This window comes from Mesorhizobium shonense (assembly GCF_040545255.1).
In the GTDB taxonomy this organism is placed as follows: domain Bacteria; phylum Pseudomonadota; class Alphaproteobacteria; order Rhizobiales; family Rhizobiaceae; genus Mesorhizobium; species Mesorhizobium shonense.
Window position 1 is genome coordinate 684,199 of record NZ_JBEPLM010000001.1, and the last position, 22,906, is coordinate 707,104.

Sequence of the window (22,906 nt, forward strand, 5' to 3'; positions counted from 1 at the left end):
GCCGAGTTGGGTGAGTGGAGTAGACGATATTTCTGCCATTTTTGCGGGGATCCCCCGATGTGTTCCCGGATATCCGTGAATTGCCGACCAGAGACGGGTACTCTCCAGACCGCCCCCACACCATCAATTTACTCGCTTAAGCCGTTGGAACAGAGGGGCTTTCTCTGAGGTTTTTTCTTCCCTACTCTCCTCCCCATTCAGCCGGCCTGTAGGCTCCTCGTCGCGTGCAACGGTTGAGCGACTTCGGCTAGTCACGACGGGCTGTTCGACTTTCTCGACAAACTGGAAACGCGATGGGCGGAAACAGGCTGAATTGCTTGGCAAGGCGCATGTTCACCAGATAGGCGAACTCTTCCATAGCGAGCACTGGGAGGTCGCCTAGCTGGTTGCCGTGGACGAGGTCCCCACTGCCTGACGTGCTGCAAACCTGCCGACATCTTAGTCGCGCGCGGCCACCAACATCAGCGCGTTGGCTTCGATGGCCAGATACCTGAGCGGATCACAAAGTCCCGGAGGCGGCGCAGCCTTGACCTCCTCCATGATCGCCGCAAGAGGTCTGCTTTCAAGAACTTCCGAATTCGATCTCTACTACCGAAATTGGGCGTTAAGCGGCCGTTCAAAACGTAGTGCGCTTAGAAGTTCGTGCTGACGCACTATCCGGCGCCCGTGCCCAGAAGTCGGTGCAATCCAAATACCGAATCTAGTGTCCCACTTTGTCCATAAGTACCCGCAATTCGGGCTGATGCGCGACGCAGAAAGTTCGAAAAGCTTCCAGGAACCCCAGCCATCCTCCAAACGAAGATTTACCACGACCGATAATTGGCCGCGCCTTGCCTTGAAGCTTCGTGTGAGTTGATCGAAGGCCCGGCCGGAGATCAGGCGCCTTGGATGGCGATTGCCGCGGTCAGCAGGATCAGGCTCAGCATCGCCAACGCCGCGCGGACGACGTGCGAGAGTTCCCACCGGTTACGAAGTGCGGTCCATTCTTCCGTTGGCGGGAGCGGGGCTCCGTCGTTGCCCTCGGTTGCGAAGAAGCGCTTCGCCGGCGCGTTCAATTCCACCTCCCGCAGCCAATGTTTGTTGATCGGCTGGGTCATGAGCCAGAAGACAAGCTGCATGGCGAGGAGTGCAACCAAAGCGCCGGCGGTCAGCCAGAACCGGACAGCGCCGCCCGACGTCAGCATCAACGCAAACGTCGCAACGATCCCGCCGACCTCGGCGATGCCGCCTCCGATCGTGAAGCCCGGATAATAAATTTGCTGCACGACAAAATACTCTTGCCTGCCGAGCCGCAATTTGCCCGGCAGTTCCAGCGCATGGGCGAGCGCCATGGCCATCGCGCTCGCCACGAGGATGACGGTCAGGACCTCCAGGAAAACATACATGGATGGGCCTCTCATTGCGGCTCGATTGCTTCCGCGAGGCGGCCTCGACGATTTCGAGCGACGCTCCAGACCGAACGTAGGCGCGCTGGCGAGGTTCCATCGAGCAAGTACGGCCTGCCGGGGAGCAATGCCGGAAGAGGTCTCGCCCGCAGGCGTCCCGCACCAGTCGCACATGGCGCGCTGGATGCGCCGTGCGCAGGGCCGAACGCCCCGGTCGTTTCGAAGCAAACCATCGGCTTAAACCTTTTGCGCCGACAGGCGTTGTTCGTTCCAGACGAGCGATCGCCAGCGGAGAGGACCATCCGATGTATTTCATGGCATTGGCCACCGACTACGATGGCACGCTGGCGCATAACGGCCTGGTCGCCGCAAGCACGCTCTCGGCACTGGAAAAACTGAAGCGATCCGGCCGCAAGCTGATCCTGGTCACCGGCCGCGAATTGCCCGACCTCAAGGAAGTGTTCCCGGAGATCGGCATGTTCGACAAGGTCGTGGCCGAAAACGGCGCGCTGATCTACACGCCTGCCAGTGAAGAGGAGCGCACGATTTCGCCCTCCCCGTCCGCCGATCTTGTCGACAGGCTGAAGAGACGCGGCGTCAAGCCGCTGTCGGTCGGCCGTTCGATCGTCGCCACCTGGGAACCGCACCAGGCCACGGTGCTCGACGTCATCAAGAAACTCGGGCTGGAGCTGGAAATCATCTTCAACAAGGGCGCTGTGATGATCCTGCCCTCAGGCATCAACAAGGCGACGGGACTGGGGGCCGCGCTTACCGATCTCAAGCTGTCGCCGAACAATGTGGTAGCCGTCGGCGATGCCGAAAACGACCACGCCTTTCTCAGGGCCGCGGGCTTGAGCGTGGCCGTCGCCAACGCCTTGCCGGCGGTGAAGGAAACAGCCGACTTCGTCACCAAAGGCGCGCGCGGCAAGGGCGTCGAGGACCTGATCCGCAAGCTGATCAAGCTCGACCATCTGATCGCTCGAAAGCGCTCGCGCGGCGTCCTGTTGGGAACGGCCCATGGCAAGAAGATCTATCTGTCGCCCGTCGAGACCGTTCTCATTGCCGGAAGCTCCGGCATCGGCAAATCCACATTGGCCACGGCGCTGACCGAGCGCCTGGTCGAGAAAGGGCTGCAGTTCTGCATCTTCGATCCGGAAGGCGACTATGACGGGCTGCAGGGCGCGGTGCCGCTCGGCGATGCCTCGAGCGCGCCGAGCAAGGACCAGTTGCTGGAGCTGATCGACAAGCCGGACAACAACATCGTGGTCAACGGGTTGGCGCTGAAGGTCGACGAGCGGCCCGATTTCTTTGCGGAGTTGTTGCCAGGCCTCGGCAGCGTCCGCTACCGCACGGCAAGGCCGAATTGGCTGATCATCGACGAGGCGCACCATCTCTTGCCCAAAAAGCGCGAGGACACCCGCGCGGTGCTTTCGCTCGAGCTGCCGGGCACGGTGCTGATCACGGTGCATCCGGAGGCGATCTCGACGGGCGCCTTGCGCCTGGTGACGGCGGTCATTGCCCTCGGCCCAAAGGCGAAGGGCGTCATCAAGACCTTCTGCAAGGAGGCCGGGCTGGAGGTGCCCAAGAATATCCCCACGCCGAAGGGCGAGCGTGTGCTGTTGTGGCGGCCGCAGGACGACAAGAAGCCTTTCACCGTCAAGGCGATCGAGCCCGACCAATCGCTGAAGCGGCACAGCCGCAAATATGCCGAAGGCGAGCTCGACGAGGCCGGCAGCTTCTATTTTACCGGGCCGAAGAAGGCGATGAATCTGAGGGCGCACAATCTGATCATCTTCGCCCGGATGGCGGAAGGCATCGACGACAAAACCTGGGAATACCATCTGCGCGCCGGCGACTATTCCAAATGGTTCCGCCAACAGATCAGGGACAAGGAGCTGGCGCGCGAGACGGCCGAGGCCGAGAAGGACAAGCGTCTCTCGCCCGAGGAAAGCCGCAAGCGCGTGCTGGAGGCTGTGCGCCGCCGCTACACCGCGCCGGCCACGGCACCGGAGAAGTAACTTAGTCGATCCGGACGGGCGCGTTGCCTCAGCTCGCCTCGCGCATCGCTTCGGCAGCCTGCAGGTCGACCGAGACCAGCTGGCTGACGCCCTGCTCGGCCATGGTGACGCCGAACAGGCGGTCCATGCGCGCCATGGTGATCGGGTTGTGGGTGATGATGACGAAGCGCGTCTCGGTGGTCTTCGCCATCTCTTCCATCAGGTTGCAGAAGCGCTCGACATTGTGGTCGTCGAGCGGCGCGTCGACCTCGTCGAGCACGCAGATCGGCGCCGGATTGGTGAGGAAGACGGCAAAGATCAGCGACATCGCCGTCAACGCCTGCTCACCGCCGGAAAGCAGCGTCATTGTCTGCGGCTTCTTGCCCGGCGGGCGGGCGAGGATTTCGAGCCCCGCCTCCAGCGGATCTTCCGACTCGATCAGTTGCAATTCGGCCGTGCCGCCGCCGAAGAGGTGCGAGAACAGTCGCTGGAAATGGCCGTTCACCACCTCGAAGGCCGACAGCAGCCGCTCGCGGCCCTCGCGGTTGAGGCTCTGGATCGCCTGGCGCAGCTTGCGGATCGCCTCGATGATGTCCTCGCGCTCGGAGACGATCGTTTCCAGCCGCTCCGACAGCTCCCTCTGCTCTTCCTCGGCGCGCAGATTGACAGCGCCGAGCCGCTCGCGCTCGATCTTCAACCGATCGAGTTGGCGCTCGATCTCGGCCATGTCGGGCATCGGATCATCGGCTTCGAGGCCGGTATGCTTGATGACGAGATGCGGCGGCGTGTTCAGCGCTTCCTGGATGCGCGCCTCGACCTCGGCGCGCCGCTCGTCCGCCGCCGTCAGCCGCTCCTCGGCGCGGACGCGGGTCTCACGCGCTTCGGCAAGCGATTGGATTGCGGCGGTCGCCGCCTTGTCGAGCTCGGCCTGATGGTTCTCAGCTTCCTGCAGCCGGTCGCCGGCGGCCTGGCGCAGCGCCTCGGCTTCGGAAAGCTGCGTCAAGAGCGCGCGGCGCTTGGCATCGATCTCGTCGGGCGCGTCGGCAAGCCTCTCGCGCTCGGCCTCGGCTTCGGCCTTGCGCTCGCCGAGGGCGGCGATCTGCGTCGAGGCGTTCTCGGCGCGCTCCAGCCAGTTTCTGCGCTCGGCGCCGATCGCGTCGAGCCGGCGTATGCGCGCCTCGGCCTCGCGCCGCAGCCCCTCATGCACGGCGCGCGCGTCGGCGAGCGTGGCGCGATCGCGCGCGACATTGGCGGAAGCCTGTTCGAGTTGGAGCTGCAGGTCGCCGAGATCGGGCGCGTCCTTGAGCATCTCCTCGGCTTCGAGGAACGTGGCTTGTGTTTCCTCGTGGCTGTCGACGATGCGCGCGCGCGCCTCCTCTAGCGCGGCGCGCCGGCTCGCCAATTCGCCGCCGGCCTTCTCGGCCTCGGCCAGCGCGTTGCGGGCGGCGTCCAGCCGGTGCTGGGCATCGCGGCCGGCCTGACGCGCGTTGCGCTCGGCTTCGCTCGCCTGCCGCATCGCCTGCTCGGCGCGCGCCAGCGCCTCCTCGGCCTCGCGCACGACGCGGGTCGCCTGCACCGCCTCGGCATCGAGCTCGGCCAGGCGGTTCTTCTGCGCCAGCCGCTGCGCGGCGGCGGTCGGCGCGTCGGCGCTGGCCGTCAAGCCGTCCCAGCGCCAGAGCGCGCCGTCACGGCTCACCAGCCGCTGTCCAGGCGCCAGCAACGCTTGAAGCCGGCGGCCGTCGGCGGCATCGACAATGCCGATCTGCGCCAAGCGGCGGGCAAGCTGCGCCGGCGCGCGCACCACGCTGGCAAGGCTCTTCACGCCTTCGGGCAGCGCCGCATCGCCGGGCTGGACCGCGCTCTCGCCCCAGTGCACCGGGGCGCTGCGGTCGAGCGGGATATCGAGGTCCTCGCCCAGCGCCGCACCCAATGCAGTCTCATAGCCGCGCTCGACGCTGATCTGCTCCAGCACCGAGGGGAAAAGATCGCCGCTCGCGGCGTTGAGGATCTTGGCCAGCGTGCGCGCTTCGGTCTCGATGCGCTGCAACTCAGCCTTGGCGTCCTGCAGCGGCGGACGAGCGGCGCTTTCGGCGAAGCGCGCCTCGGCGACAGCCTGCTCGGCGGCGATGGCGCCTAGCTCGCTCTCTTCCAGGCGGGCGAGCGCGTCCTCGACCAGAAGCTGCTTCTCGGCCGGATCGGGCAGGCCGGAAATGCGCGCGACGATGTCGGAGAGCTCGCGGTCGACCTCGGCGAGCTGGCGGGCGAAGCGGTCGCGGCGCTCGGCGGTCTCGCGCAAAGTGCGCTCGATCTGGTGGCGCGAGGCGGCCGCCTCGGCCCGTTCGGCGGTCAGCGCGGCAAGTTTTGCTTCGCTTTGCGACAGCGTCGCGCCGGCCTGCTCGAAAGCGGCGCGCGTGGTGGCCTCGCGCTCGGCGGCACCGGCGTTTTCCGAGTTGAGCTCGGCCTCCTCGGCGCGCAGGCGCTCCAGGATATCGGCGTTGTCGCGCACCATCCGCTCCTCGCGGGCGATGTCGGCATCGAGCTGTTGCAGCCGGCGTTCCAGCTCCGCCTGGCGCGAGCGGATGCGGCCGGCTTCCTCCTCGATCTGCGTCTTGGCGATCGACAGGCGCTGGAAAGCGGCGGCCGCGGCGGCTTCCGCGTCGCGCAGGTCGGGCAGCCGGTGCGCGGCGATGCCCTGCTCCTTGGCGGCCGCCATTTGCGCTGCGGCGCGGTCGCCGACCAGCGTGGTGGCAATAGCCAGCGCCGAGCGCGCCTCGCCTTCCTGGGTCTTGGCCAATGTCCAGCGCAAGTGCAGTAGCGTCGCTTCGGCCTTGCGGATGTCGGCCGACAGGTTCTTGAAGCGGGAGGCCTGGCGCGCCTGGCGCTTCAGGCTCTCGATCTGGCTTTCCAGCTCGCCGACGACGTCGTCCAGCCGCTCGAGGTTCTGCTCCGCCGCCTTCAGCCTCAGCTCGGCTTCATGACGGCGCGTGTGCAGGCCGGAGATGCCGGCGGCCTCTTCGAGGAGGGCGCGGCGGGCCTGGGGCTTGGCCTGGATCAGCTCGCCGATGCGGCCCTGCCCGACCATGGAGGGCGAGCGGGCACCGGTCGACTGGTCGGCGAAGAGCAGCTGCACGTCCTTGGCGCGGGCCTCCTTGCCGTTGATGCGATAGAGCGAGCCGGCCTCGCGCTCGATGCGGCGCGACACCTGCAATTCATCGGCATCGTTGAAGGCGGCGGGCGCCGTGCGGTCGCTATTGTCGAGAAAAAGCGTGACTTCGGCGGTGTTTCGTGCCGGCCGCGCGCCGGAGCCTGAAAAGATCACGTCGTCCATGCCGGACGCGCGCATGTTCTTGTAGGAGCTTTCGCCCATCACCCAGCGCAGCGCCTCGACGAGGTTCGACTTGCCGCAGCCGTTCGGCCCAACGATGCCGGTCAACCCGCGTTCGATGACGAACTCACCGGGCTCGACGAAGGACTTGAAACCGAGGAGGCGAAGGCGCGAAAACTTCATTCGCGCCGCCCCATACAGGCGAACGCGCCGAAGCTAGGCCGCTTCGGCGCGGCCTGGACGTCAGAGCAGAGGGTCGATGATGGCCGACATTTCCTCAATCGACATCGCCCCTTTGTAGGTCTTTCCGTTGATGAAGAAGGTCGGCGTCGAGTCGACCTTGAACTCGTCCGCTCCGCGTTTCTGGACTGCTCTCACATCGTCCAGAAGTTTCTGGTCCGTCAAGCAGGCCTCAAAGGACTCCTGTGTAAAACCGGCAAGCTTGGAGATCTGCAGCAGCGCTTCCTTGGTGTTGCTGACGCCAACCCAGCTCGGCTGCTGCTTGAACAGCACGTCGACCATGGCGAAATAGTTGTCCTTGGCGCAGCGCGCCAGCATGAAGCCGGCCTCGGCGCTCGGGTCGAAGGGGAATTCGCGCAGGATGTAGCGCGCCTTACCGGTGTCGATGTATTTCGACTTCAACTGCGGGAAGGTTGCCTCGTTGAAATGCGCGCAATGCGGGCAAGTCATCGAGGCATATTCGACGATAGTGACCTTGGCATCGTCCTTGCCGAGTTGCTTGTCGGGCAACGCGCCGGGCTTCAGCAGCTCGGCCATGTCGACGGTGCCCTGCGCTTCCGGTACCTGAACGGCCGCCGGCGTCGCAGGTTTGGCCGGCGTCGACGGATTGGCAGGCTTCACGTCGGCCGCCTTTGCGTCCTCGCCCGAGTCGCTGCATGCGGCAAGCAGCGCCACCGCCGGCACAGCGGCCAGCGTGGTCAGAAGGTTTCTGCGGGACAAGCTTTTGCCAAACGGGGCACGGTTCATGCGAATCACCTGATATCGGTTGGATTTTGCAATGCAAGGGCTAGAAAAGGCGAGAGTTGGCGCGAATTAAGGCATCGCCGTCCCCAATCCAATCGCCAAATTTTTCGGGCGCGATCACGAATACGCGATATTGGCGACAATTTTGCAGCACGGCGCATGTCTTTTCCCGAAACGACGGCAGACTTTCGGCAGTCATGGTCTTTTTTGTCCCAGGATGGTCGCCCCAAGCCGCTCCAGCGAAGCGCGCAGGCCATCGTCCTCGATCTTGCCGACCGTGCGCGCCAGCTTCGATTTCTCGGCCTCGCTGAGCGGCCTCGGCGCCGGTTTCGGCCGGTCTTTCGCCGAAAGGACTGGCTTCTGCAAGATCTTGATGCGGCCGATGGCGTTGAAGCCCAGAAAAGCGTTGACGCGGTTGATGACCTCGCCGGCCTCGTGCTGCAAATGCAGCGCCGCCATGCCTTCGCAGGCGATGATCAGCGTCGCGGGCTCGAACGGGTCGTCCTCATGCAGGCGGCGCGGCCACTGGATCTTTTCCGGACGCGAGTGGCTGGCCAGGCGCGGTCCGGCGATCTCTTCCCAGGATTGCACCAGCCCGATCGAGATGCCGGCGCGCTTCTTCAGCACCGGATCGAGGATCTCGGTCGCGAGGTCGCTCACCGGAACGGGATTGCCGAAGGGCCTTTTCCCTGCCATGTGCGTTCTCCAATCCCCGGTTCACCCGATCAATGGCACCGCAAGACCAGACCCGCAAGGCCGACAAGGCCGTATCCGGAGACAGCAGCGTCGCTGCCAGCCTGCTTGGCTGGTACGACGCGCATCACCGCGACCTGCCCTGGCGCGTGACGCCGGGCGCGTTCGCGCGGGGGACAAGGCCTGACCCTTATCGCGTCTGGCTGTCCGAGGTGATGCTACAGCAGACCACGGTCGAGGCGGTGAAAGCCTATTTCCGGACCTTCGTCGAGAAATGGCCGACCGTCGCTGCGCTGGCTGCCGCGCCCGCCGAGGATGTCATGAAGGCCTGGGCCGGGCTCGGCTATTATTCCCGGGCGCGCAACCTGAAGGCCTGCGCCGATCTCGTGGCGCGGCAGGGCGGCCGTTTTCCCGACACCGAGGCCGGGTTGAAGGAATTGCCGGGAATCGGCGCCTACACGGCGGCGGCGATCGCGGCGATCGCCTTCGATCGCCCGGCCGCCGTCGTCGACGGCAATGTCGAGCGCGTCGTGTCGCGGCTCTACTCCATTGAAACGCCGCTCGGCGAGACCAAGCAAGAAATCCGCGCGCTGGTCGAGAAACTGGTGCCTGAGACGAGGCCCGGCGATTTCGCCCAGGCGATGATGGATCTCGGCGCAACGATCTGCACGCCGCGGCGGCCGCGTTGCATGCTGTGCCCATTGCGGGAAGGTTGCAGCGCGATCCTCTCTGGCGATCCGGAGCGTTTTCCCGTACGCCTGCCGAAGAGCGACAAGCCGCTCAGGCGGGGTGCTGCCTTTGTCGCCCAGCGCGAGGATGGCGCCATCCTGCTGCGCAAGCGACCGGACAAGGGCCTGCTCGGCGGCATGACCGAGGTGCCGACCACGGCCTGGACGGCGCGGATCGACGGGGCGACCACGCAAGATGCAGCGCCCTTCCCGGCCGGCTGGCGGCGCGCCGGGCGGATCGGCCATGTCTTCACCCATTTCGCGCTCGAACTCGACGTCTTCCATGCCCACATCGAGGGTGGTGCGCCGGATGGGCATTTCTGGTCGCTGGCCCATGAAATTTCCGGTGAAGCGCTGCCAACCGTCATGAAAAAGGTAATCGAGGCGGCGATACCGGGCGCGACCAGGAAACAACGCGCTCATTGAAAGGACAGGCATGACCGAAATCCGCCACATCGTCTTCGACATCGGCAGGGTGCTGCTACACTATGACCCGAATATCCCGTTCAGCCGCCTCATTCCGGATGCCGAGGAGCGCAAGTGGTTCTTCGACAACGTCTGCACGCATGACTGGAACATCGAGCAGGATCGCGGCCGCTCATGGCAAGAAGCGGAAGCGCTGCTGATTGCCGAGTACCCCGCTCACGCGGAAAACATCCGCAATTTCCGCCGCCATTGGCATGAGATGGTGCCGCATGCCTATGAGGACAGCGTCGCCATCATGCTCGGCCTGATCGAGACCGGCCACGATGTGACCTTGCTGACCAACTTCGCCGCCGACACGCTTGCCGAAGCCAGGCAGCGCTTCGACTTTCTCAGCCGACCGCGCGGCGTCACGGTGTCGGCAGACATCCGCCAGATCAAGCCCGACCGCGCCATCTACGATCATCACGTGGCCGCGTTCGGCCTTGAGCCATCGGCTACGCTGTTCATCGACGACAGCCAAAAGAATGTCGACGGCGCCAAGGCCGCCGGCTGGCAGGCGGTGCTGTTCACCGACGCCAAGACGCTTAAAGCGGACCTTGAGCGGTTCGGGATTGCGGCCTGATCTGAATCGCTTGAGGCGATCCGTTGAAGTCTTGATTCAAGAGCGGTTCGGCGATTCCATGGGATCGCCGAACCGCTCTTGAATATTGTTCTTCCGTAATTCCGGACGGAAAACCGCCGTGCACTTTTCCTGGAATTGCTCTGGCGGATCAGGCCCCTGCCCGCTCCATGCCGAGACGGGCAATACGGCGCAATTCATCGATCGGGGTGAGGCCGCCGCTGCGCTCATAATGCCAGAAGGTCCAGCCGTTGCAGGCATCCAGCCCCTGCACCTCGGCGCCGATCTTGTGGATCGAGCCGGCGCTGTCGCCGATGGCCAGCGTGCCGTCGGCGCGCACCTTGGCGGCCCAGCGCTTCTTGGCGTCGTAGAGCGTGGCGCCCGGGGCCATCAGGCCGGTATCGATCAGGCTGATGAAGGCGACGCGCGGCTCGGCGCGCTTGCCGGAGAGCACGGTGAGATCGGCGTCCTCCAGCGGACGAACGGCCGCGATGCGCTCATTGGCGGCGTCGATATAGGCCTGCTCGCGCTCGATGCCGACGAAATGGCGGCCGAGGCGCTTGGCGACGGCGCCCGTGGTGCCGGAGCCGAAGAAGGGATCGAGCACAACATCGCCCGGCTTGGTCGAAGCCATCATGATGCGGGCAAGCAGCGCTTCCGGCTTCTGCGTCGGATGCAGCTTGTTGCCGTTGTCGTCCTTCAGGCGCTCGCCGCCGGTGCAGATCGGGAACAGCCAGTCGGAGCGCATTTGCAGATCGTCGTTCGAGGCCTTCAGCGCTTCGTAGTTGAAGGTGTAGCTTTTGCCCTTCTGGTCGCGCGAGGCCCAGATCATCGTCTCATGCGCATTCTGGAAACGGCGGCCGCGGAAGTTCGGCATCGGGTTGGTCTTGCGCCAGACGACGTCGTTCAGGATCCAGAAGCCGAGGTCCTGCATGCGGGCGCCAACGCGAAAAATGTTGTGATAGGAACCGATGACCCAGATCGTGCCGTTGGGCTTCAGCACGCGGCGCGCCGCCAGCAGCCAGGCGCGGGTGAAGGCGTCATAGGCCTCAAAGCTCTCGAACCGGTCCCAGTCGTCGTCGACGGCGTCGACCTTGGACTGGTCGGGCCGGTGCAGGTCGCCGTCGAGCTGCAAATTGTAGGGCGGGTCGGCGAAGATGACGTCGATCGACTTTTCCGGCAGCCTGTCGAGGGCCGCGACGCAGTCGCCTTTCAGGATCGTGTCCAGCCATTCGGACGGCTGGGGAGCGTGGGAAAGCTCGTCGAGAAGACGCACGGCAGACATCGAAACACCCAAAGCACGCGTTATGGTTTACTGGCTGTTATGGTTATCGATCAGCGTAAACATTCGGTGAAGGCCGAGCGAGCCTGCGCCGGCGGTTTGCGAAGACCGGCCCATTGGTGTATGCCGCGCCGCCTAGAGCCGGATGATTTCAGGTCTGTTCGACTTGAAATCTGAATCCGGCTCCAAATCAAAGAAATAGAGCATGATGTCGTCCGAAAACCGCTCCACACTTTTCGGCATCATGCTCTAAGCCAGTCAGGCCATGTTCCCTGCCAATTTCCGGATTGCCATGCCCCAGCCAGACCTTGTCATCTTCGATTGCGACGGCGTGCTCGTCGATTCCGAAATCGTCGCCGCGCGCGTCGAGGCCGAGCTTCTGACGTCGGCCGGGTTCGAGATCTCGGCGGAGGAGATTTTCGAGACCTATGCCGGGCTGACCTTCAAGGACATCATGCTGCGGCTCGAAGAGAAGTCCCACATTCCGTTCCAGGCCTCGCTGATCGACCGCGCCGAGGAGCTCGTCGACCGCAAGCTGCGCGCCGACGTGCGCGTCATCGACGGCGCCCACGAGGCGGTGGCGGCCGTCACCGCGCCGCGCGCCGTCTGCTCCAATTCCCGCACCGAGCGGATCGAGTTCATGCTGGAGAAGGTGCGGCTTTTGCCGTTCTTCGCCGGCCGCATCTTTTCAGGGCTCGACATCCCCAGCAAGAAGACAAAGCCGGCGCCGGACGTGTTCCTCTATGCCGCCGAAAAGCTGGGCGCCAACCCGAAGAACACTTTCGTCATCGAGGATTCCGTGCACGGCGTCACCGGCGCCAGGGCGGCCGGCATGCGCGTCATCGGCTTCACCGGCGCCGGACACAGCTATCCCGGCCATGCCGACGCGCTGACCGAAGCCGGCGCCGAGACGGTCATCCGCCGCTGGGCGGAGCTGAACAGCACGATCGCGGCTTTGTCGGAATGGTCGGAAGACGCTTAGGGTTCGTTGGAAACTCTAGCTAACCCTCGGCTAGTTCGTCGCCGCTGCGGCGACCCGCTTCTTCCTTTTGCCCTTCGACTTGTCCGTGACTGCCGGCGCGTTCTCGTCATAGCCGGCATAGGCCTGGTAGTCGGTCGCGCTGGGCTCCGGCACCACGACATTGGCGTCTGTGAAGACGAACTGCGTGGCCGCAGACGGGTCGGTGACCTGCACCTGGTACTGGTGGAGCTGCGAATAGAGCACGTCAGGCCCGTGCTGGACCGCGACGCGGATCGGCATGGTGACGGTGCCCGGCGCGAACATCGGGCCTGGCACGACCTTGCCGGCGACCGCGATCTTCATTGTCAGTTGGCCGTTTTCGTGTGTGCAGTCGCGCGTCACGTCGGTAATCGAGGCCTGGTAGATGACCTTGGCGGGATCGCGATTGGGATCGACCGGCGCGCCGTCGGGTCCGGTCTGCGCGGCCGCGGCGGCTGCCGCGTCGGCGTCCGCGGCAGCGTCAGCCTTCTTTTTCTTCGGCTTGGCGGCCGTGCCCTTGGCGTAGGTGTTGAAGAAGGCGGTGCCGTCGCGCAGCGTCACCTTCGGGCAGTAGGCGCGCAGCTGGCTGGCGAGCACCTTGGGGTCCTGCGGCGGCGGCGGCGCGGTCGGGTCCTTCTTGCCGAAGCCGAAGTTCAGAATGCCGTTGTCGCTCGATTGGCAGCCGGCGGCGGCAAGCATAAAGCCGGCAAGCGCCAGACCCGCGACAAAACGACGGTTGACCGAATTAAACGCCATGAACTGCTCTTCCCTCTCACAAAGCCGGTGACGTATATCAACGCCACGGCAAAAATGCGACTGAGCCGGCTCGGAAAATTAACCAATTTGCCGTGGATGACGCGGCCGGCAGCAATGGGTCTTTTACGATGCAATATGTGAGTACCCGCGGGGATGCGCCCGTGCTTGGATTTTCCGACGCGGTGCTGGCCGGTCTAGCGCGCGACGGCGGGCTTTACGTGCCGCGCGAGTGGCCGCAATTTTCAGCCGCCGACATCCGCGCCATGCGCGGCCTTGCCTATCCCGACCTTGCCATCCGCGTGCTCACTCCCTTCCTCGGCGGCGAGATCGCGGCACCCGTCTTCGAGCGGCTGGTGCGCGAGGCCTATGCGACTTTCCGGCACGATGCGGTGTGCCCGCTCGTGCAGACCGGCGCCAACAGCTTCGTCCTCGAGCTCTTCCACGGCCCGACGCTCGCCTTCAAGGACGTGGCGATGCAGCTGCTGGCGCGGCTGATGGACCATGTGCTTGCCGAACGGGGCCAGCGCGCCACCATCGTCGGCGCCACCTCCGGCGACACCGGGGGTGCGGCAATAGATGCCTTCGCCGGCCGCGACCGCACCGACATCTTCATCCTTTTCCCCAACGGCAAGGTCTCGCCGGTGCAGCAGCGGCAGATGACGACGTCGGCTGCTGCGAACGTCCATGCGCTGTCGATCGAAGGCAATTTCGACGATTGCCAGGGCCTGGTGAAGGACATGTTCAACGACCACGCCTTCCGCGACCGTGTGTCGCTGTCGGGCGTCAATTCGATCAACTGGGCCCGCATCATGGCCCAGATCGTCTATTACTTCTCCTCGGCGCTGTCGCTCGGCGCGCCCGAGCGGCCGGTGTCCTTCACCGTGCCGACCGGCAATTTCGGCGACATTTTCGCAGGCTACGCCGCCAAGCGCATGGGGCTGCCGGTCGAGCGGCTGATCATCGCCACCAACGACAACGACATATTGGCGCGCACGCTGTCGAGCGGCGAATATCGCACCAAGGGCGTGTTCGCCACCACTTCGCCGTCGATGGACATCCAGGTTTCGTCGAACTTCGAGCGCCTGCTGTTCGAGGCAGCTAGCCGCGATGCCGCGACGGTCAGGCGCTACATGAACGGGCTGAAGCAGTCCGGCGCCTTCACCATCGAGGCCGGCGAAATGGCAAGGATCCGCGCCGAGTTCGACGCCGGCCGCGCCAGCGTCGACGAGGTCGCCGCAACCATCCGCAAGACGCTTGAAAAAACCAGCTATCTGCTCGATCCGCATACGGCGGCCGCCGTGCATGTGGCGGCCTCTCACGCTTCCGGCACTGTCCCCATGGTGGTGCTCGGCACCGCGCATCCGGCGAAGTTCCCGGCAGCGGTCGAGGCTGCCAGCGGCATTTCACCTGCCCTGCCCGCATGGCTAGGTGGCTTGATGACAGCCGACGAAAAATACACGATACTTCCATCCGAGCTGAAAATGGTGGAAGATTACGTGAGCCGCCACACGCGGGCGGCCCGTTAGGGAGTAGTTGCCATATGGGTGTTGAGGTAAGCCGTCTGTCGAACGGCCTGACAGTCGCCACCGAAACCCTTCCAAGTCTCGAATCCGTTGCCCTTGGTGCCTGGGTAAAGTCGGGCGCCCGCAATGAACGCGATGAAGAGCATGGCATGGCCCATCTGCTCGAGCATATGGCGTTCAAGGGAACGAAGCGGCGCAGCGCCTTCCAGATCGCCTCGGAAATCGAGAATGTCGGCGGCGAGATCAACGCCGCCACCAGCGTCGAAACGACCTCCTACTACGCCAGGGTGCTCTCCGACGACGTGCCGCTGGCCGTCGATATCCTGGCCGACATCCTGCAGGAATCGGAATTCGACCCCGAGGAGCTGGAGCGCGAGCAGCATGTGATCCTGCAGGAGATCGGCGCCGCGCATGACACACCCGACGACATCGTCTTCGACCGTTTCACCGAAACCGCCTTCCGCCACCAGACCATCGGCCGCTCGATCCTCGGCACGCCGGAGACGGTCAAATCCTTCACCTCCAGGCAGTTGCACGATTTCATCGAACGGCAGTACGGCGCCGAGCGCATGGTGATCGTGGCCGCCGGTGACATCAAGCACGACAGTTTCGTGCGCGAGGTCGAAAAACAGCTCGGCGGCTTCCGCGCCAAGGCCTCCAGCAACATTCCGCAATATGCGCAATATGTCGGCGGCGACTTCCGTGAGGACCGCGACCTGATGGACGCGCAGATCGTGCTCGGCTTCGAGGGCCGCGCCTATCATGTGCGCGACTTCTACGCCTCGCAGGTGCTGTCGATGATCCTCGGCGGCGGCATGTCGTCGCGGCTGTTCCAGGAAGTGCGCGAGAAGCGCGGCCTGTGCTATTCGGTCTATGCTTTCCACTGGGGCTTCTCCGATACCGGCATTTTCGGCGTGCACGCCGCGACCGGGCAGAGCGATATCGCCAAGCTGGTGCCGGTGATCATCGACGAATTGCAGAAGGCCGGCGAAAGCATCCAGCAGGAAGAGCTCGACCGGGCGCGCGCGCAATATCGCGCCGGCCTGATCATGTCGGCCGAGAGCCCGGCAAGCCGCGCCTCGCAGATCGCCAGGCAGCTGCTCCTGTTCGGGCGGCCGATCGCCAAGGAGGAGCTGATGGAGCGGCTGGCGGCGCTGACCGTCGACCGGCTGACCGACCTCTCCTCGCGGCTGTTCTCGACCAAGCCAACGCTGACTGCGGTCGGCCCCGTCGGCACGCTGGCGCCCTACGAGGCGATCCTCGATTCGCTTGCGGGCCCGCAGACGACGGCCCGCAGGCTCGCCGTCTAAACTTCGTCACGCGCCATGTTCGCGCTTCCTTTCTTTCGCCGCGACCTGCCGGCACTGAAGGGCGAAAAGGTCACGCTGCGCGTGCCGCTGACCAATGACTACCGCGAATGGTCGACGCTGCGCGGCGAAAGCCGTGCCTTCCTGGAGCCATGGGAGCCGCGCTGGCAACCGGACGAGCTCGACCGCGCCGCCTGGCGGCTGCGCATCGGCCGCTACCGCGAGGATTATGCGCAAGGCACGGCCATCGCCTTCTTCATCTTCGAGAAGTCCAGCGGCAAGCTCGCCGGCGGCATCACGCTCGGCAACATCCGCCACGGCGTCGCGCAAAGCGGCCATATCGGCTACTGGATCGGCGAGCGCTTCGGCGGCCGCGGCCTGATGACCGACGCCGTCAAGCTGGTGTCGCGTTTTGCCTTCGATACGCTGAGGTTGCACCGGATCGAGGCTGCCTGTATTCCCGAAAACGCCCGATCGATCCGCGTGCTTGAAAAAGCCGGATTCCGGCGCGAAGGACTTTTGCGATCCTACCTCAGGATCAACGGCGTCTGGCAGGATCACTACCTCTACGCCCGGATCGCGGACGATCCGCCGGGTGATGGAACGAAGGGCTGATATGTGACGAATTTTTCGCGAATCGCGTCGCTGTTCGCCCTCATCCTTGCGGTCGTCGTCACGCTTTCGGCGGCCGCGCCCGCGCTTGCTGTCGAGCCGATCAAGATCGCCCGCGACGACAAGGCGCTCGACCTTTCGGGCGCCGTCGAGATCTACCGGAACCAGGGCGAGAATTTCCAGGTTTCGACCGCGCCCGGGCCCGACGGTATCGTGCGGCGCATCGAGGTCGAGGCCAATGACGCGCGCTCGACCGGCGATTGGGCGGTGTTCGCGCTCGCCAACACCACCGACCAGCAGCTCGACCGGCTGATCGTCGCGCCGCATTTCCGCCTGGTGAATTCCGGCATCTTCTGGCCGGACCTCGGCTCGACGCGCATCGCGGCGATCACACCCAGCGAAGGCTTCGCGCTCGACCGCCAGACCAGCCCGGACGCCGACGTCTTCCGGGTGACGCTGAACCCCGGAACGGTCGTCACCTTCATCGCCGAGCTTGCCTCGCCGAAGCTGCCGCAGGTCTATCTTTGGGATCCGGAATCCTACAAGGACTCGGTCAATTCCTACACGCTGTTTCGCGGCATCGTCATCGGCATCGCCGGGCTTCTGGCGCTGTTCCTGACGATCCTGTTCGTGGTCAAGGGAACCTCGATGTTCCCGGCAACCGCCGCGCTCGCCTGGGCGGTGCTTGCCTATATCTGCGTCGATTTCGGCTTCCTCAACAAGGTCATCGAGATCTCGCCCGGCAACGAACAGATGTGGCGTGCCGGCACCGAGGTGGCTCTGGCCGCAACCTTCGTGGTGTTCCTGTTCGCCTATCTCAACCTCAACCGATGGCACGGCCATTTCAGCTATGGCGCCCTGGTCTGGATCCTCGGGCTGCTCTTGATTGCCGGTGTGGCCATCGTCGATCCGGCGGTGGCCGCCGGCATCGCCCGCATCTCGTTCGCCGCCACCGCGCTCACCGGCCTCGGCCTGATCATCTTCCTCGGTATTCGCGGCTACGACCGCGCCATCATGCTGGTGCCGAGTTGGGTCATGGTGCTGCTCTGGCTATGCGGGTCGTGGATGGCGATCACCGGCATGCTGGACAACGACATCGCCCAGCCGGCGCTGGGCGGCGGCCTGATCCTGATCATCCTTTTGATCGGCTTCACCGTCATGCAGCACGCCTTTGCCGGCGGCGCGCTGCACCAGGGCCTGTTCTCGGATCTCGAGCGCCAGGCGCTCGCCGTCGCCGGGTCGGGCGACATCGTGTGGGACTGGGACGTGCTGCGCGACCGCGTGGTGACCAAGCCCGACATCAGCATTCAGCTCGGGCTTGCCCCCAACAGCCTGTCGGGCGCGGCGCGCAACTGGCTGCCGGTGCTGCATGCCGACGACCGCGACACCTTCCGCACCACGCTCGACGTGGTGCTTGAGCACCGCCGAGGCCGGGTGGCACAGAACTTCCGCCTGCGCGGCGCCGACGGCCACTATCACTGGTTCTCGCTGCGCGCACGGCCAGTGATCGGCTCGGACGGCGAAGTGATCCGCTGCGTCGGCACGATGGTCGACGTGACCGAGCAGAAGAAGTCCGAGGAGAGGCTGCTGCACGACGCCGTGCACGACAACCTCACCGGCCTGCCGAACCGCGAGCTGTTCATGAACCGGCTGGAGGCGATCATCTCGATCGCCCGCACCGAGGACAAGGTGCGCCCGACCGTCTTCGTCATCGACATCGACCGCTTCAAGCAGGTCAATGACGGTCTCGGCATCTCGGCCGGCGACACCATTCTGCTCACCATCGCGCGCCGGCTGCACCGTTTGCTCAAGCCCAAGGATTCGCTGTCGCGCTTTGCCGGCGACCAGTTCGCGCTGATGCTGCTCTCCGAGCAGGATCCGGCCCGCATCGCCGCAATGGCCGACGCCGTGAAACATGCCATCAACAATCCGATCACCTTCGCCAAGCGCGAGATCGTGCTGACCGCCTCGATCGGCCTGATCACCTGGACGACGGCGCAGACCTCGTCCGAGGACATGGTCAAGGACGCCGAGCTTGCCATGCACCAGGCCAAGCGCTTCGGCGGCGACAGGATCGAGCCGTTCCGGCCGGCCTTCCGCACCGTCGGCACCGACCGGCTGCAGTTCGAATCCGACCTTCGCCGCGCCATCGAGCGACGCGAATTCACCCTTGCCTACCAGCCGATCGTGCGGCTGGAGGACGGCAGCGTCGCCGGCTTCGAGGCGCTGCTGCGCTGGGATCACCCGCGGCGCGGCATGATCCCACCGGGGGATTTCATCCCGGTGGCCGAAAATTGCGGGCTGATCGTGCAGCTCGGCCTGTTTGCCATGCAGCAGGCGGCCGAGGACCTGGCGGCCTGGCAGAAGCAGATCGGGGACGCACCGCTGTCGGTCTCGGTCAATCTCTCCAGCCGGCAGCTCATCCGCCGCGATCTCGTCAGCGATGTCCGCTCGGTCATCGCGCGCGCCAATCTGAAACCGCGCTGCTTCCGGCTCGAGCTCACCGAGTCCCTGGTGATGGACAACCCCGAGCAGACCGCGCATGTGCTGACCAAGCTCAAGCAGCTCGGCATCGGGCTATCGCTCGACGATTTCGGCACCGGCTATTCCTCATTGTCCTATCTGACGCGCTTCCCCTTCGACACGATCAAGATCGACAAGAGCTTCGTCGACGACGACACACCGAAGCGGGCGGTGCTGCTCAAATCCATGGTCAACATGGCGCATGAGCTCGGCCTGTCGGTCGTCGCCGAAGGCATTTCCGACGAGAGCGACGCGCTGGAGCTGCGCCAGATGGGCTGCGAATATGTCCAGAGCTTCATGTTCGGCGCGCCGATGCCCGGCGACCAGGTGCTGAAGACCTTGAGGGAGCAGTATCCTCTGACGCAGGCTTAGAGGCACATCGCTTCGTCATCCTCGGGCTTGACCCGAGGATCCATGCCGTGACGTTAAAGCGTTGAAACCGGTGCAGAATTCTGCACCGGTGCACTCTATGGTCCATGTCACGGAATGGATCCTAGTATCTCCGCGACGGAGCTTCGCTCCTGCTTCGCCCTAGGATGACGAAGGTGCTCAAGCGTGACCGGCGGCGGCGCTCAAATGGGCGAGGTCGATGCCGATCGAGGCGAGGATGCGGTCGTATTTGCGCTCGATGTCGGCGTCGAACAAAAGCTCGGTCGTGGCCGGGCAGGTCAGCCAGCCATTCTCGGCGATCTCGCTTTCGAGCTGGCCGGCACCCCAGCCGGCATAACCGAGCGCCATCAGCGCGTGCCGCGGTCCGCGGCCCGTCGAGATGGCACGCAAGATGTCGACCGTGGCGGTCAGGCAAATGTCGTCGGAGACGCTGAGCGAGGATTCCACGCGATAGTCGCCAGAATGCAGCACGAAGCCGCGGCTGCGATCGACCGGCCCGCCATTGCGCACGACGAAGTCGCGGGCATGCGCCGGCAGGCGGATCGCCTCCTGCTCGTTCATGATGCCAAGCTGCACCAGAAGGTCCGGGAACAGCATCTGCTGCGTCTGGTTGATGATCAGGCCCATCGCGCCCTCGTCGCTGTGGGCGCAGATATAGATGACCGAGCGCGTGAAACGGTCGTCCTTCATGCCGGGCATGGCAATCAGGAACTGATCGTCGAGAAAGCCGCGCCCGGCCCTCTTCTTGTGGCGCAATAGGTCCATGAGGCTGAGCGTAACGCGTTTCCGCCGCGCCGAAAAGATGGTGAGGCTGCCGGATGTCACGCAAATATGATACCGGCTGGAACATGAAATCATTGCGCGGCCAAGAACGGGCGATCAAATCACCGCCATGCGATACCTGAACATTGTGGCGCTCGGCGCCGTCATCGGCCTGGGTGCGGGCCTGCCTGCCGAGGCATCGTCCTCGGCCTGGTACAACAGCGAAGGCGGCAGAGTGCGGCTGGTGACCAGCGGCAAGCCGGACGAGGCGGGCAAGATCCACGGCGTGCTCGACATCGCGCTGAAGCCCGGCTGGAAAACCTATTGGCGCGACCCCGGCGACGCCGGCGTGCCGCCGCAGCTCGATATTTCGGCCAGCACCAACATCGCCGACGCAAGGCTGTCGTTTCCGCCGCCGCAGCGCCACGACGACGGCTATGGCAAATGGTCCGGCTACGACCGCCCGGTGTCGCTGCCGGTGACCTTCACGCTGTCGGCGCCCGACCAGCCGGCGACCATCGATGCCAACGTCTTTCTCGGCATATGCGAGACGATCTGCATTCCGGTGCAGACGCGGCTCAGCGTCGATCCGGCGTCCGATCCGGACAACGCCACGGACGCAGCACTGGTGAAAACGGCGCTTGCAACGCTTCCCTCTCCCGCGCGGCCGGATTTCGGCGTCCGCGTGCTGCCCGGCGACCACGAAACCCTTGTCGTCGAGGCGCATTCGCCAGGCGATCCGGATTCCGTCGATTTCTTCATCGCCGGCGAGCGCGACTACATGTTCGGCGCGCCGGTGCGGAGCGAGAAGGACGGCAAGGTCGTCTTCACCGTGCCGATCCTCGACCGGCCGTCGGCGACGCCCACGGATTGCGGGCTCTACTACACGCTGACCAGCGCCGAGGGTTCGGTCGACGGGGTGCTGCCTTTCCCTTGATCCAGGCTCGCTCGGTGATTGCGGAAAGCAGCTCGGTCCGATACGCACAGATCCTTCCAATCTCCCAAGCGAGGAACCCATGACCATTTCGGTTGGCGAAAAACTGCCCCAGGCGACATTCAAGATCATGACCGCCGACGGCGCGAAGCCGATCACAGGCGCCGAAATCTTTGCCGGAAAGAAGGTCGTGCTGTTCGGCGTGCCAGGCGCCTTCACGCCGACCTGCAGCAACAACCACCTGCCCGGCTACCTCGAGAACCACGACGCCATCCTGGCGCGCGGCGTCGACACCATCGCGGTCGTCTCGGTCAATGACGTCCATGTCATGGGCGCCTGGGCGCGCTTCACCGGCGGCGAAGGCAAGATCCTTTACCTCGCCGACGGCAGCGGCGATTTCGCCAAATCGGTCGGGCTCGACAACGACCTTTCCGCAAACGGCATGGGGCTGCGCTCGAAGCGCTTTTCGATGATCGTCGACGACGGCAAGGTTACGGCGCTCAACGTGGAAACCAAGCCGGGTGTCGACCAGAGCGGCGCGGCCAAGATCCTCGAGCAACTCTGATGCTCGACATCGTCTGGCGCGCCGTCGCGATCGGCATCGGCGCCACGGTCTTCATGGACGTCTGGGCGATTTTACTCAACAAGGCCTTCGGCCTGCCCAGGCCGAATTGGGGCCTGGTCGGACGCTGGGTGCGGCATCTGCCGGAGAAGGTGTTCCACGACGACATCGGGAAGGCCGCGCCCTATGCGCATGAAAAGGCGCTGGGCTGGGCGTTCCACTATCTCGTCGGCATGCTTTACGGCGTCATCCTGGTCGTGCTTGCGGGAGCGGGCTGGCTTGCCGCGCCGACCTTCCTGCCGGCCTTCATCCTCGGTATCGTCACCGTCGGCGCCGGCTGGTTCCTGCTGGCGCCCGGCATGGGCGCCGGCTGGGCTGCGTCCAAACTGCCCAACCCGATGCTGGTCCGCACGCTCAACCTCGTCTCGCACACGGTGTTCGCGCTCGGCCTGTTCTCGACGGCGCTACTGGTCCGCTGAATTCTCGAGTGGTTAACTGCCGTGCTGCGGCGCCGGCCTGTCGATCGGCCGCCATCCGTGGATGATCCGTCGTGCGCCGACATCGTAAGCGAAATAATTACCGCCGCCCGCCGGTTGATCCGCTTCGCGGCTGATCTCCCGTCCGCTGAGATGGAGCAGCAAGAGCGTTCCCACTCCTCCATGGCCGACGAAAGCGACGTCATCGCCTTGGTTGGTTCCGAGCGCGCGTTCGACTTCGCCCACGATACGACTTTGGGCATCGACAGCCCGCTCCCATCCGCGGATGCTGACGTGCGGATTGGCGAAGAACTGGTCAGCGACCGCTTCGAATTCTGGCGGCGGCAGAAAGCCGGTTGCCGACCGGTCATTCTCATGCATGCGTTCCCTCACCTCGACGGCAAGACGAAGATGCTTCGCCAGGATTTCGGCGGTTTCGATTGCCTTGCGCTCACCCGACGAAACGATACGCCGGATCGATCCCACCCAGGGCTGATCGAGCATTGCAGAGGCTCTCGCTCTGCCGATGTCGGACAGTCCCCATTCCGGCACCGGGATGCTGCCGTCGATCTGAACCTGGGGGTGCGTGATGTAGTAGGCGATCGGCACGACAGAGCTCCTC

19 protein-coding genes are annotated in these 22,906 nt (G+C 64.8%); 11 read left to right on the forward strand and 8 right to left on the reverse strand.

All coding sequences use genetic code 11. The features are described from left to right. Positions 1–875 precede the first annotated feature (875 nt). Entirely contained in the window at positions 876–1,385 is a 510-nt protein-coding gene (locus ABID26_RS03530) for a DUF1772 domain-containing protein (RefSeq protein WP_354413853.1), read from the reverse strand. Positions 1,386–1,690: 305 nt separating this feature from the next. Here ABID26_RS03530 and ABID26_RS03535 point away from each other — a divergent pair, with 305 nt between their 5' ends. After that, on the forward strand, positions 1,691–3,403 hold the full coding sequence (locus tag ABID26_RS03535) for an HAD family hydrolase (RefSeq protein WP_354413856.1): 1,713 nt from the start codon (positions 1,691–1,693) through the stop codon (positions 3,401–3,403). Between the two features lie 28 nt (positions 3,404–3,431). Here ABID26_RS03535 and smc read toward each other — a convergent pair whose 3' ends face one another. The 3 genes from smc to ABID26_RS03550 form a co-directional block, all read right to left on the reverse strand. Continuing rightward, positions 3,432–6,890, reverse strand: a complete 3,459-nt coding sequence (smc, locus tag ABID26_RS03540; protein WP_354413858.1) for a chromosome segregation protein SMC — start codon at positions 6,888–6,890, stop codon at positions 3,432–3,434. 60 nt (positions 6,891–6,950) lie between these two features. After that, positions 6,951–7,694, reverse strand: a complete 744-nt coding sequence (locus tag ABID26_RS03545) for a DsbA family protein (RefSeq protein WP_354413861.1) — start codon at positions 7,692–7,694, stop codon at positions 6,951–6,953. 192 nt (positions 7,695–7,886) lie between these two features. Next, on the reverse strand, positions 7,887–8,387 hold the full coding sequence (locus tag ABID26_RS03550) for a DUF721 domain-containing protein (RefSeq protein WP_354413863.1): 501 nt from the start codon (positions 8,385–8,387) through the stop codon (positions 7,887–7,889). A gap of 32 nt (positions 8,388–8,419) precedes the next feature. Here ABID26_RS03550 and mutY point away from each other — a divergent pair, with 32 nt between their 5' ends. Together mutY and ABID26_RS03560 are read left to right on the forward strand one after the other, a co-directional pair. Next, on the forward strand, positions 8,420–9,538 hold the full coding sequence (gene mutY, locus ABID26_RS03555; protein ID WP_354413865.1) for an A/G-specific adenine glycosylase: 1,119 nt from the start codon (positions 8,420–8,422) through the stop codon (positions 9,536–9,538). A 10-nt stretch (positions 9,539–9,548) separates the two neighbouring features. Next, on the forward strand, positions 9,549–10,160 hold the full coding sequence (locus ABID26_RS03560) for an HAD family hydrolase (RefSeq protein ID WP_354413867.1): 612 nt from the start codon (positions 9,549–9,551) through the stop codon (positions 10,158–10,160). Positions 10,161–10,308: 148 nt separating this feature from the next. On the opposite strand, the gene ABID26_RS03565 is transcribed toward ABID26_RS03560, so the two are convergent. Next, positions 10,309–11,442, reverse strand: a complete 1,134-nt coding sequence (locus ABID26_RS03565; RefSeq protein ID WP_126101432.1) for a site-specific DNA-methyltransferase — start codon at positions 11,440–11,442, stop codon at positions 10,309–10,311. Between the two features lie 289 nt (positions 11,443–11,731). Between ABID26_RS03565 and ABID26_RS03570 the strand changes: the two genes are divergently transcribed. Continuing rightward, complete coding sequence (locus ABID26_RS03570; RefSeq protein WP_126101433.1) at positions 11,732–12,421, forward strand: HAD family hydrolase; 690 nt, start codon at positions 11,732–11,734, stop codon at positions 12,419–12,421. A gap of 30 nt (positions 12,422–12,451) precedes the next feature. On the opposite strand, the gene ABID26_RS03575 is transcribed toward ABID26_RS03570, so the two are convergent. Continuing rightward, positions 12,452–13,195, reverse strand: a complete 744-nt coding sequence (locus tag ABID26_RS03575) for a hypothetical protein (RefSeq protein WP_126101434.1) — start codon at positions 13,193–13,195, stop codon at positions 12,452–12,454. Positions 13,196–13,323: 128 nt separating this feature from the next. On the opposite strand from ABID26_RS03575, the gene thrC reads away from it, so the two are divergent. From thrC to ABID26_RS03595, 4 genes are read left to right on the forward strand one after another with little or no spacing between them, the layout of a single operon-like run. Then, positions 13,324–14,721, forward strand: a complete 1,398-nt coding sequence (gene thrC, locus ABID26_RS03580; RefSeq protein ID WP_354413871.1) for a threonine synthase — start codon at positions 13,324–13,326, stop codon at positions 14,719–14,721. A 14-nt stretch (positions 14,722–14,735) separates the two neighbouring features. Further along, complete coding sequence (locus ABID26_RS03585; RefSeq protein WP_292372642.1) at positions 14,736–16,028, forward strand: M16 family metallopeptidase; 1,293 nt, start codon at positions 14,736–14,738, stop codon at positions 16,026–16,028. A gap of 15 nt (positions 16,029–16,043) precedes the next feature. Continuing rightward, entirely contained in the window at positions 16,044–16,640 is a 597-nt protein-coding gene (locus ABID26_RS03590; protein ID WP_292366830.1) for a GNAT family N-acetyltransferase, read from the forward strand. A 3-nt stretch (positions 16,641–16,643) separates the two neighbouring features. Next, positions 16,644–19,532 carry an EAL domain-containing protein gene (locus ABID26_RS03595; RefSeq protein WP_292339378.1) on the forward strand — a complete coding sequence of 963 codons (2,889 nt, stop codon included), beginning with the start codon at positions 16,644–16,646 and terminating at the stop codon, positions 19,530–19,532. 177 nt (positions 19,533–19,709) lie between these two features. Here ABID26_RS03595 and ABID26_RS03600 read toward each other — a convergent pair whose 3' ends face one another. Then, positions 19,710–20,315, reverse strand: coding sequence for a YqgE/AlgH family protein (locus ABID26_RS03600; RefSeq protein ID WP_126102807.1), 606 nt, complete (start codon positions 20,313–20,315; stop codon positions 19,710–19,712). 127 nt (positions 20,316–20,442) lie between these two features. Here ABID26_RS03600 and ABID26_RS03605 point away from each other — a divergent pair, with 127 nt between their 5' ends. The 3 genes from ABID26_RS03605 (at position 20,443) to ABID26_RS03615 (ending at position 22,287) form a co-directional block, all read left to right on the forward strand. Further along, entirely contained in the window at positions 20,443–21,249 is an 807-nt protein-coding gene (locus ABID26_RS03605) for a protein-disulfide reductase DsbD domain-containing protein (protein WP_354413875.1), read from the forward strand. Between the two features lie 79 nt (positions 21,250–21,328). Further along, on the forward strand, positions 21,329–21,811 hold the full coding sequence (locus ABID26_RS03610) for a peroxiredoxin (RefSeq protein WP_292366828.1): 483 nt from the start codon (positions 21,329–21,331) through the stop codon (positions 21,809–21,811). Then, positions 21,811–22,287 carry a DUF2938 domain-containing protein gene (locus ABID26_RS03615; protein ID WP_292303432.1) on the forward strand — a complete coding sequence of 159 codons (477 nt, stop codon included), beginning with the start codon at positions 21,811–21,813 and terminating at the stop codon, positions 22,285–22,287. Before ABID26_RS03610 ends, ABID26_RS03615 begins: the two co-directional genes overlap by 1 nt. 12 nt (positions 22,288–22,299) lie before the next feature. On the opposite strand, the gene ABID26_RS03620 is transcribed toward ABID26_RS03615, so the two are convergent. Continuing rightward, positions 22,300–22,893 (reverse strand): histidine phosphatase family protein, encoded by a 594-nt coding sequence (locus ABID26_RS03620; RefSeq protein ID WP_292366825.1) that lies wholly within the window; start codon positions 22,891–22,893, stop codon positions 22,300–22,302. Positions 22,894–22,906: the final 13 nt, after the last annotated feature.

Bases quoted from the DNA above. Each gene is read 5' to 3' on its own strand.
- ABID26_RS03565 (WP_126101432.1), bottom strand. From the start codon at position 11,442: ATGTCTGCCGTGCGTCTTCTCGACGAGCTTTCCCACGCTCCCCAGCCG.
- ABID26_RS03610 (WP_292366828.1), top strand. From the start codon at position 21,329: ATGACCATTTCGGTTGGCGAAAAACTGCCCCAGGCGACATTCAAGATC.
- ABID26_RS03575 (WP_126101434.1), bottom strand. From the start codon at position 13,195: ATGGCGTTTAATTCGGTCAACCGTCGTTTTGTCGCGGGTCTGGCGCTT.
- ABID26_RS03585 (WP_292372642.1), top strand. From the start codon at position 14,736: ATGGGTGTTGAGGTAAGCCGTCTGTCGAACGGCCTGACAGTCGCCACC.
- ABID26_RS03615 (WP_292303432.1), top strand. From the start codon at position 21,811: ATGCTCGACATCGTCTGGCGCGCCGTCGCGATCGGCATCGGCGCCACG.
- ABID26_RS03545 (WP_354413861.1), bottom strand. From the start codon at position 7,694: ATGAACCGTGCCCCGTTTGGCAAAAGCTTGTCCCGCAGAAACCTTCTG.
- ABID26_RS03550 (WP_354413863.1), bottom strand. From the start codon at position 8,387: ATGGCAGGGAAAAGGCCCTTCGGCAATCCCGTTCCGGTGAGCGACCTC.
- mutY (WP_354413865.1), top strand. From the start codon at position 8,420: ATGGCACCGCAAGACCAGACCCGCAAGGCCGACAAGGCCGTATCCGGA.
- ABID26_RS03535 (WP_354413856.1), top strand. From the start codon at position 1,691: ATGTATTTCATGGCATTGGCCACCGACTACGATGGCACGCTGGCGCAT.
- ABID26_RS03570 (WP_126101433.1), top strand. From the start codon at position 11,732: ATGCCCCAGCCAGACCTTGTCATCTTCGATTGCGACGGCGTGCTCGTC.
- thrC (WP_354413871.1), top strand. From the start codon at position 13,324: ATGCAATATGTGAGTACCCGCGGGGATGCGCCCGTGCTTGGATTTTCC.
- ABID26_RS03560 (WP_354413867.1), top strand. From the start codon at position 9,549: ATGACCGAAATCCGCCACATCGTCTTCGACATCGGCAGGGTGCTGCTA.
- smc (WP_354413858.1), bottom strand. From the start codon at position 6,890: ATGAAGTTTTCGCGCCTTCGCCTCCTCGGTTTCAAGTCCTTCGTCGAG.
- ABID26_RS03605 (WP_354413875.1), top strand. From the start codon at position 20,443: ATGCGATACCTGAACATTGTGGCGCTCGGCGCCGTCATCGGCCTGGGT.
- ABID26_RS03530 (WP_354413853.1), bottom strand. From the start codon at position 1,385: ATGTATGTTTTCCTGGAGGTCCTGACCGTCATCCTCGTGGCGAGCGCG.
- ABID26_RS03600 (WP_126102807.1), bottom strand. From the start codon at position 20,315: ATGGACCTATTGCGCCACAAGAAGAGGGCCGGGCGCGGCTTTCTCGAC.
- ABID26_RS03590 (WP_292366830.1), top strand. From the start codon at position 16,044: ATGTTCGCGCTTCCTTTCTTTCGCCGCGACCTGCCGGCACTGAAGGGC.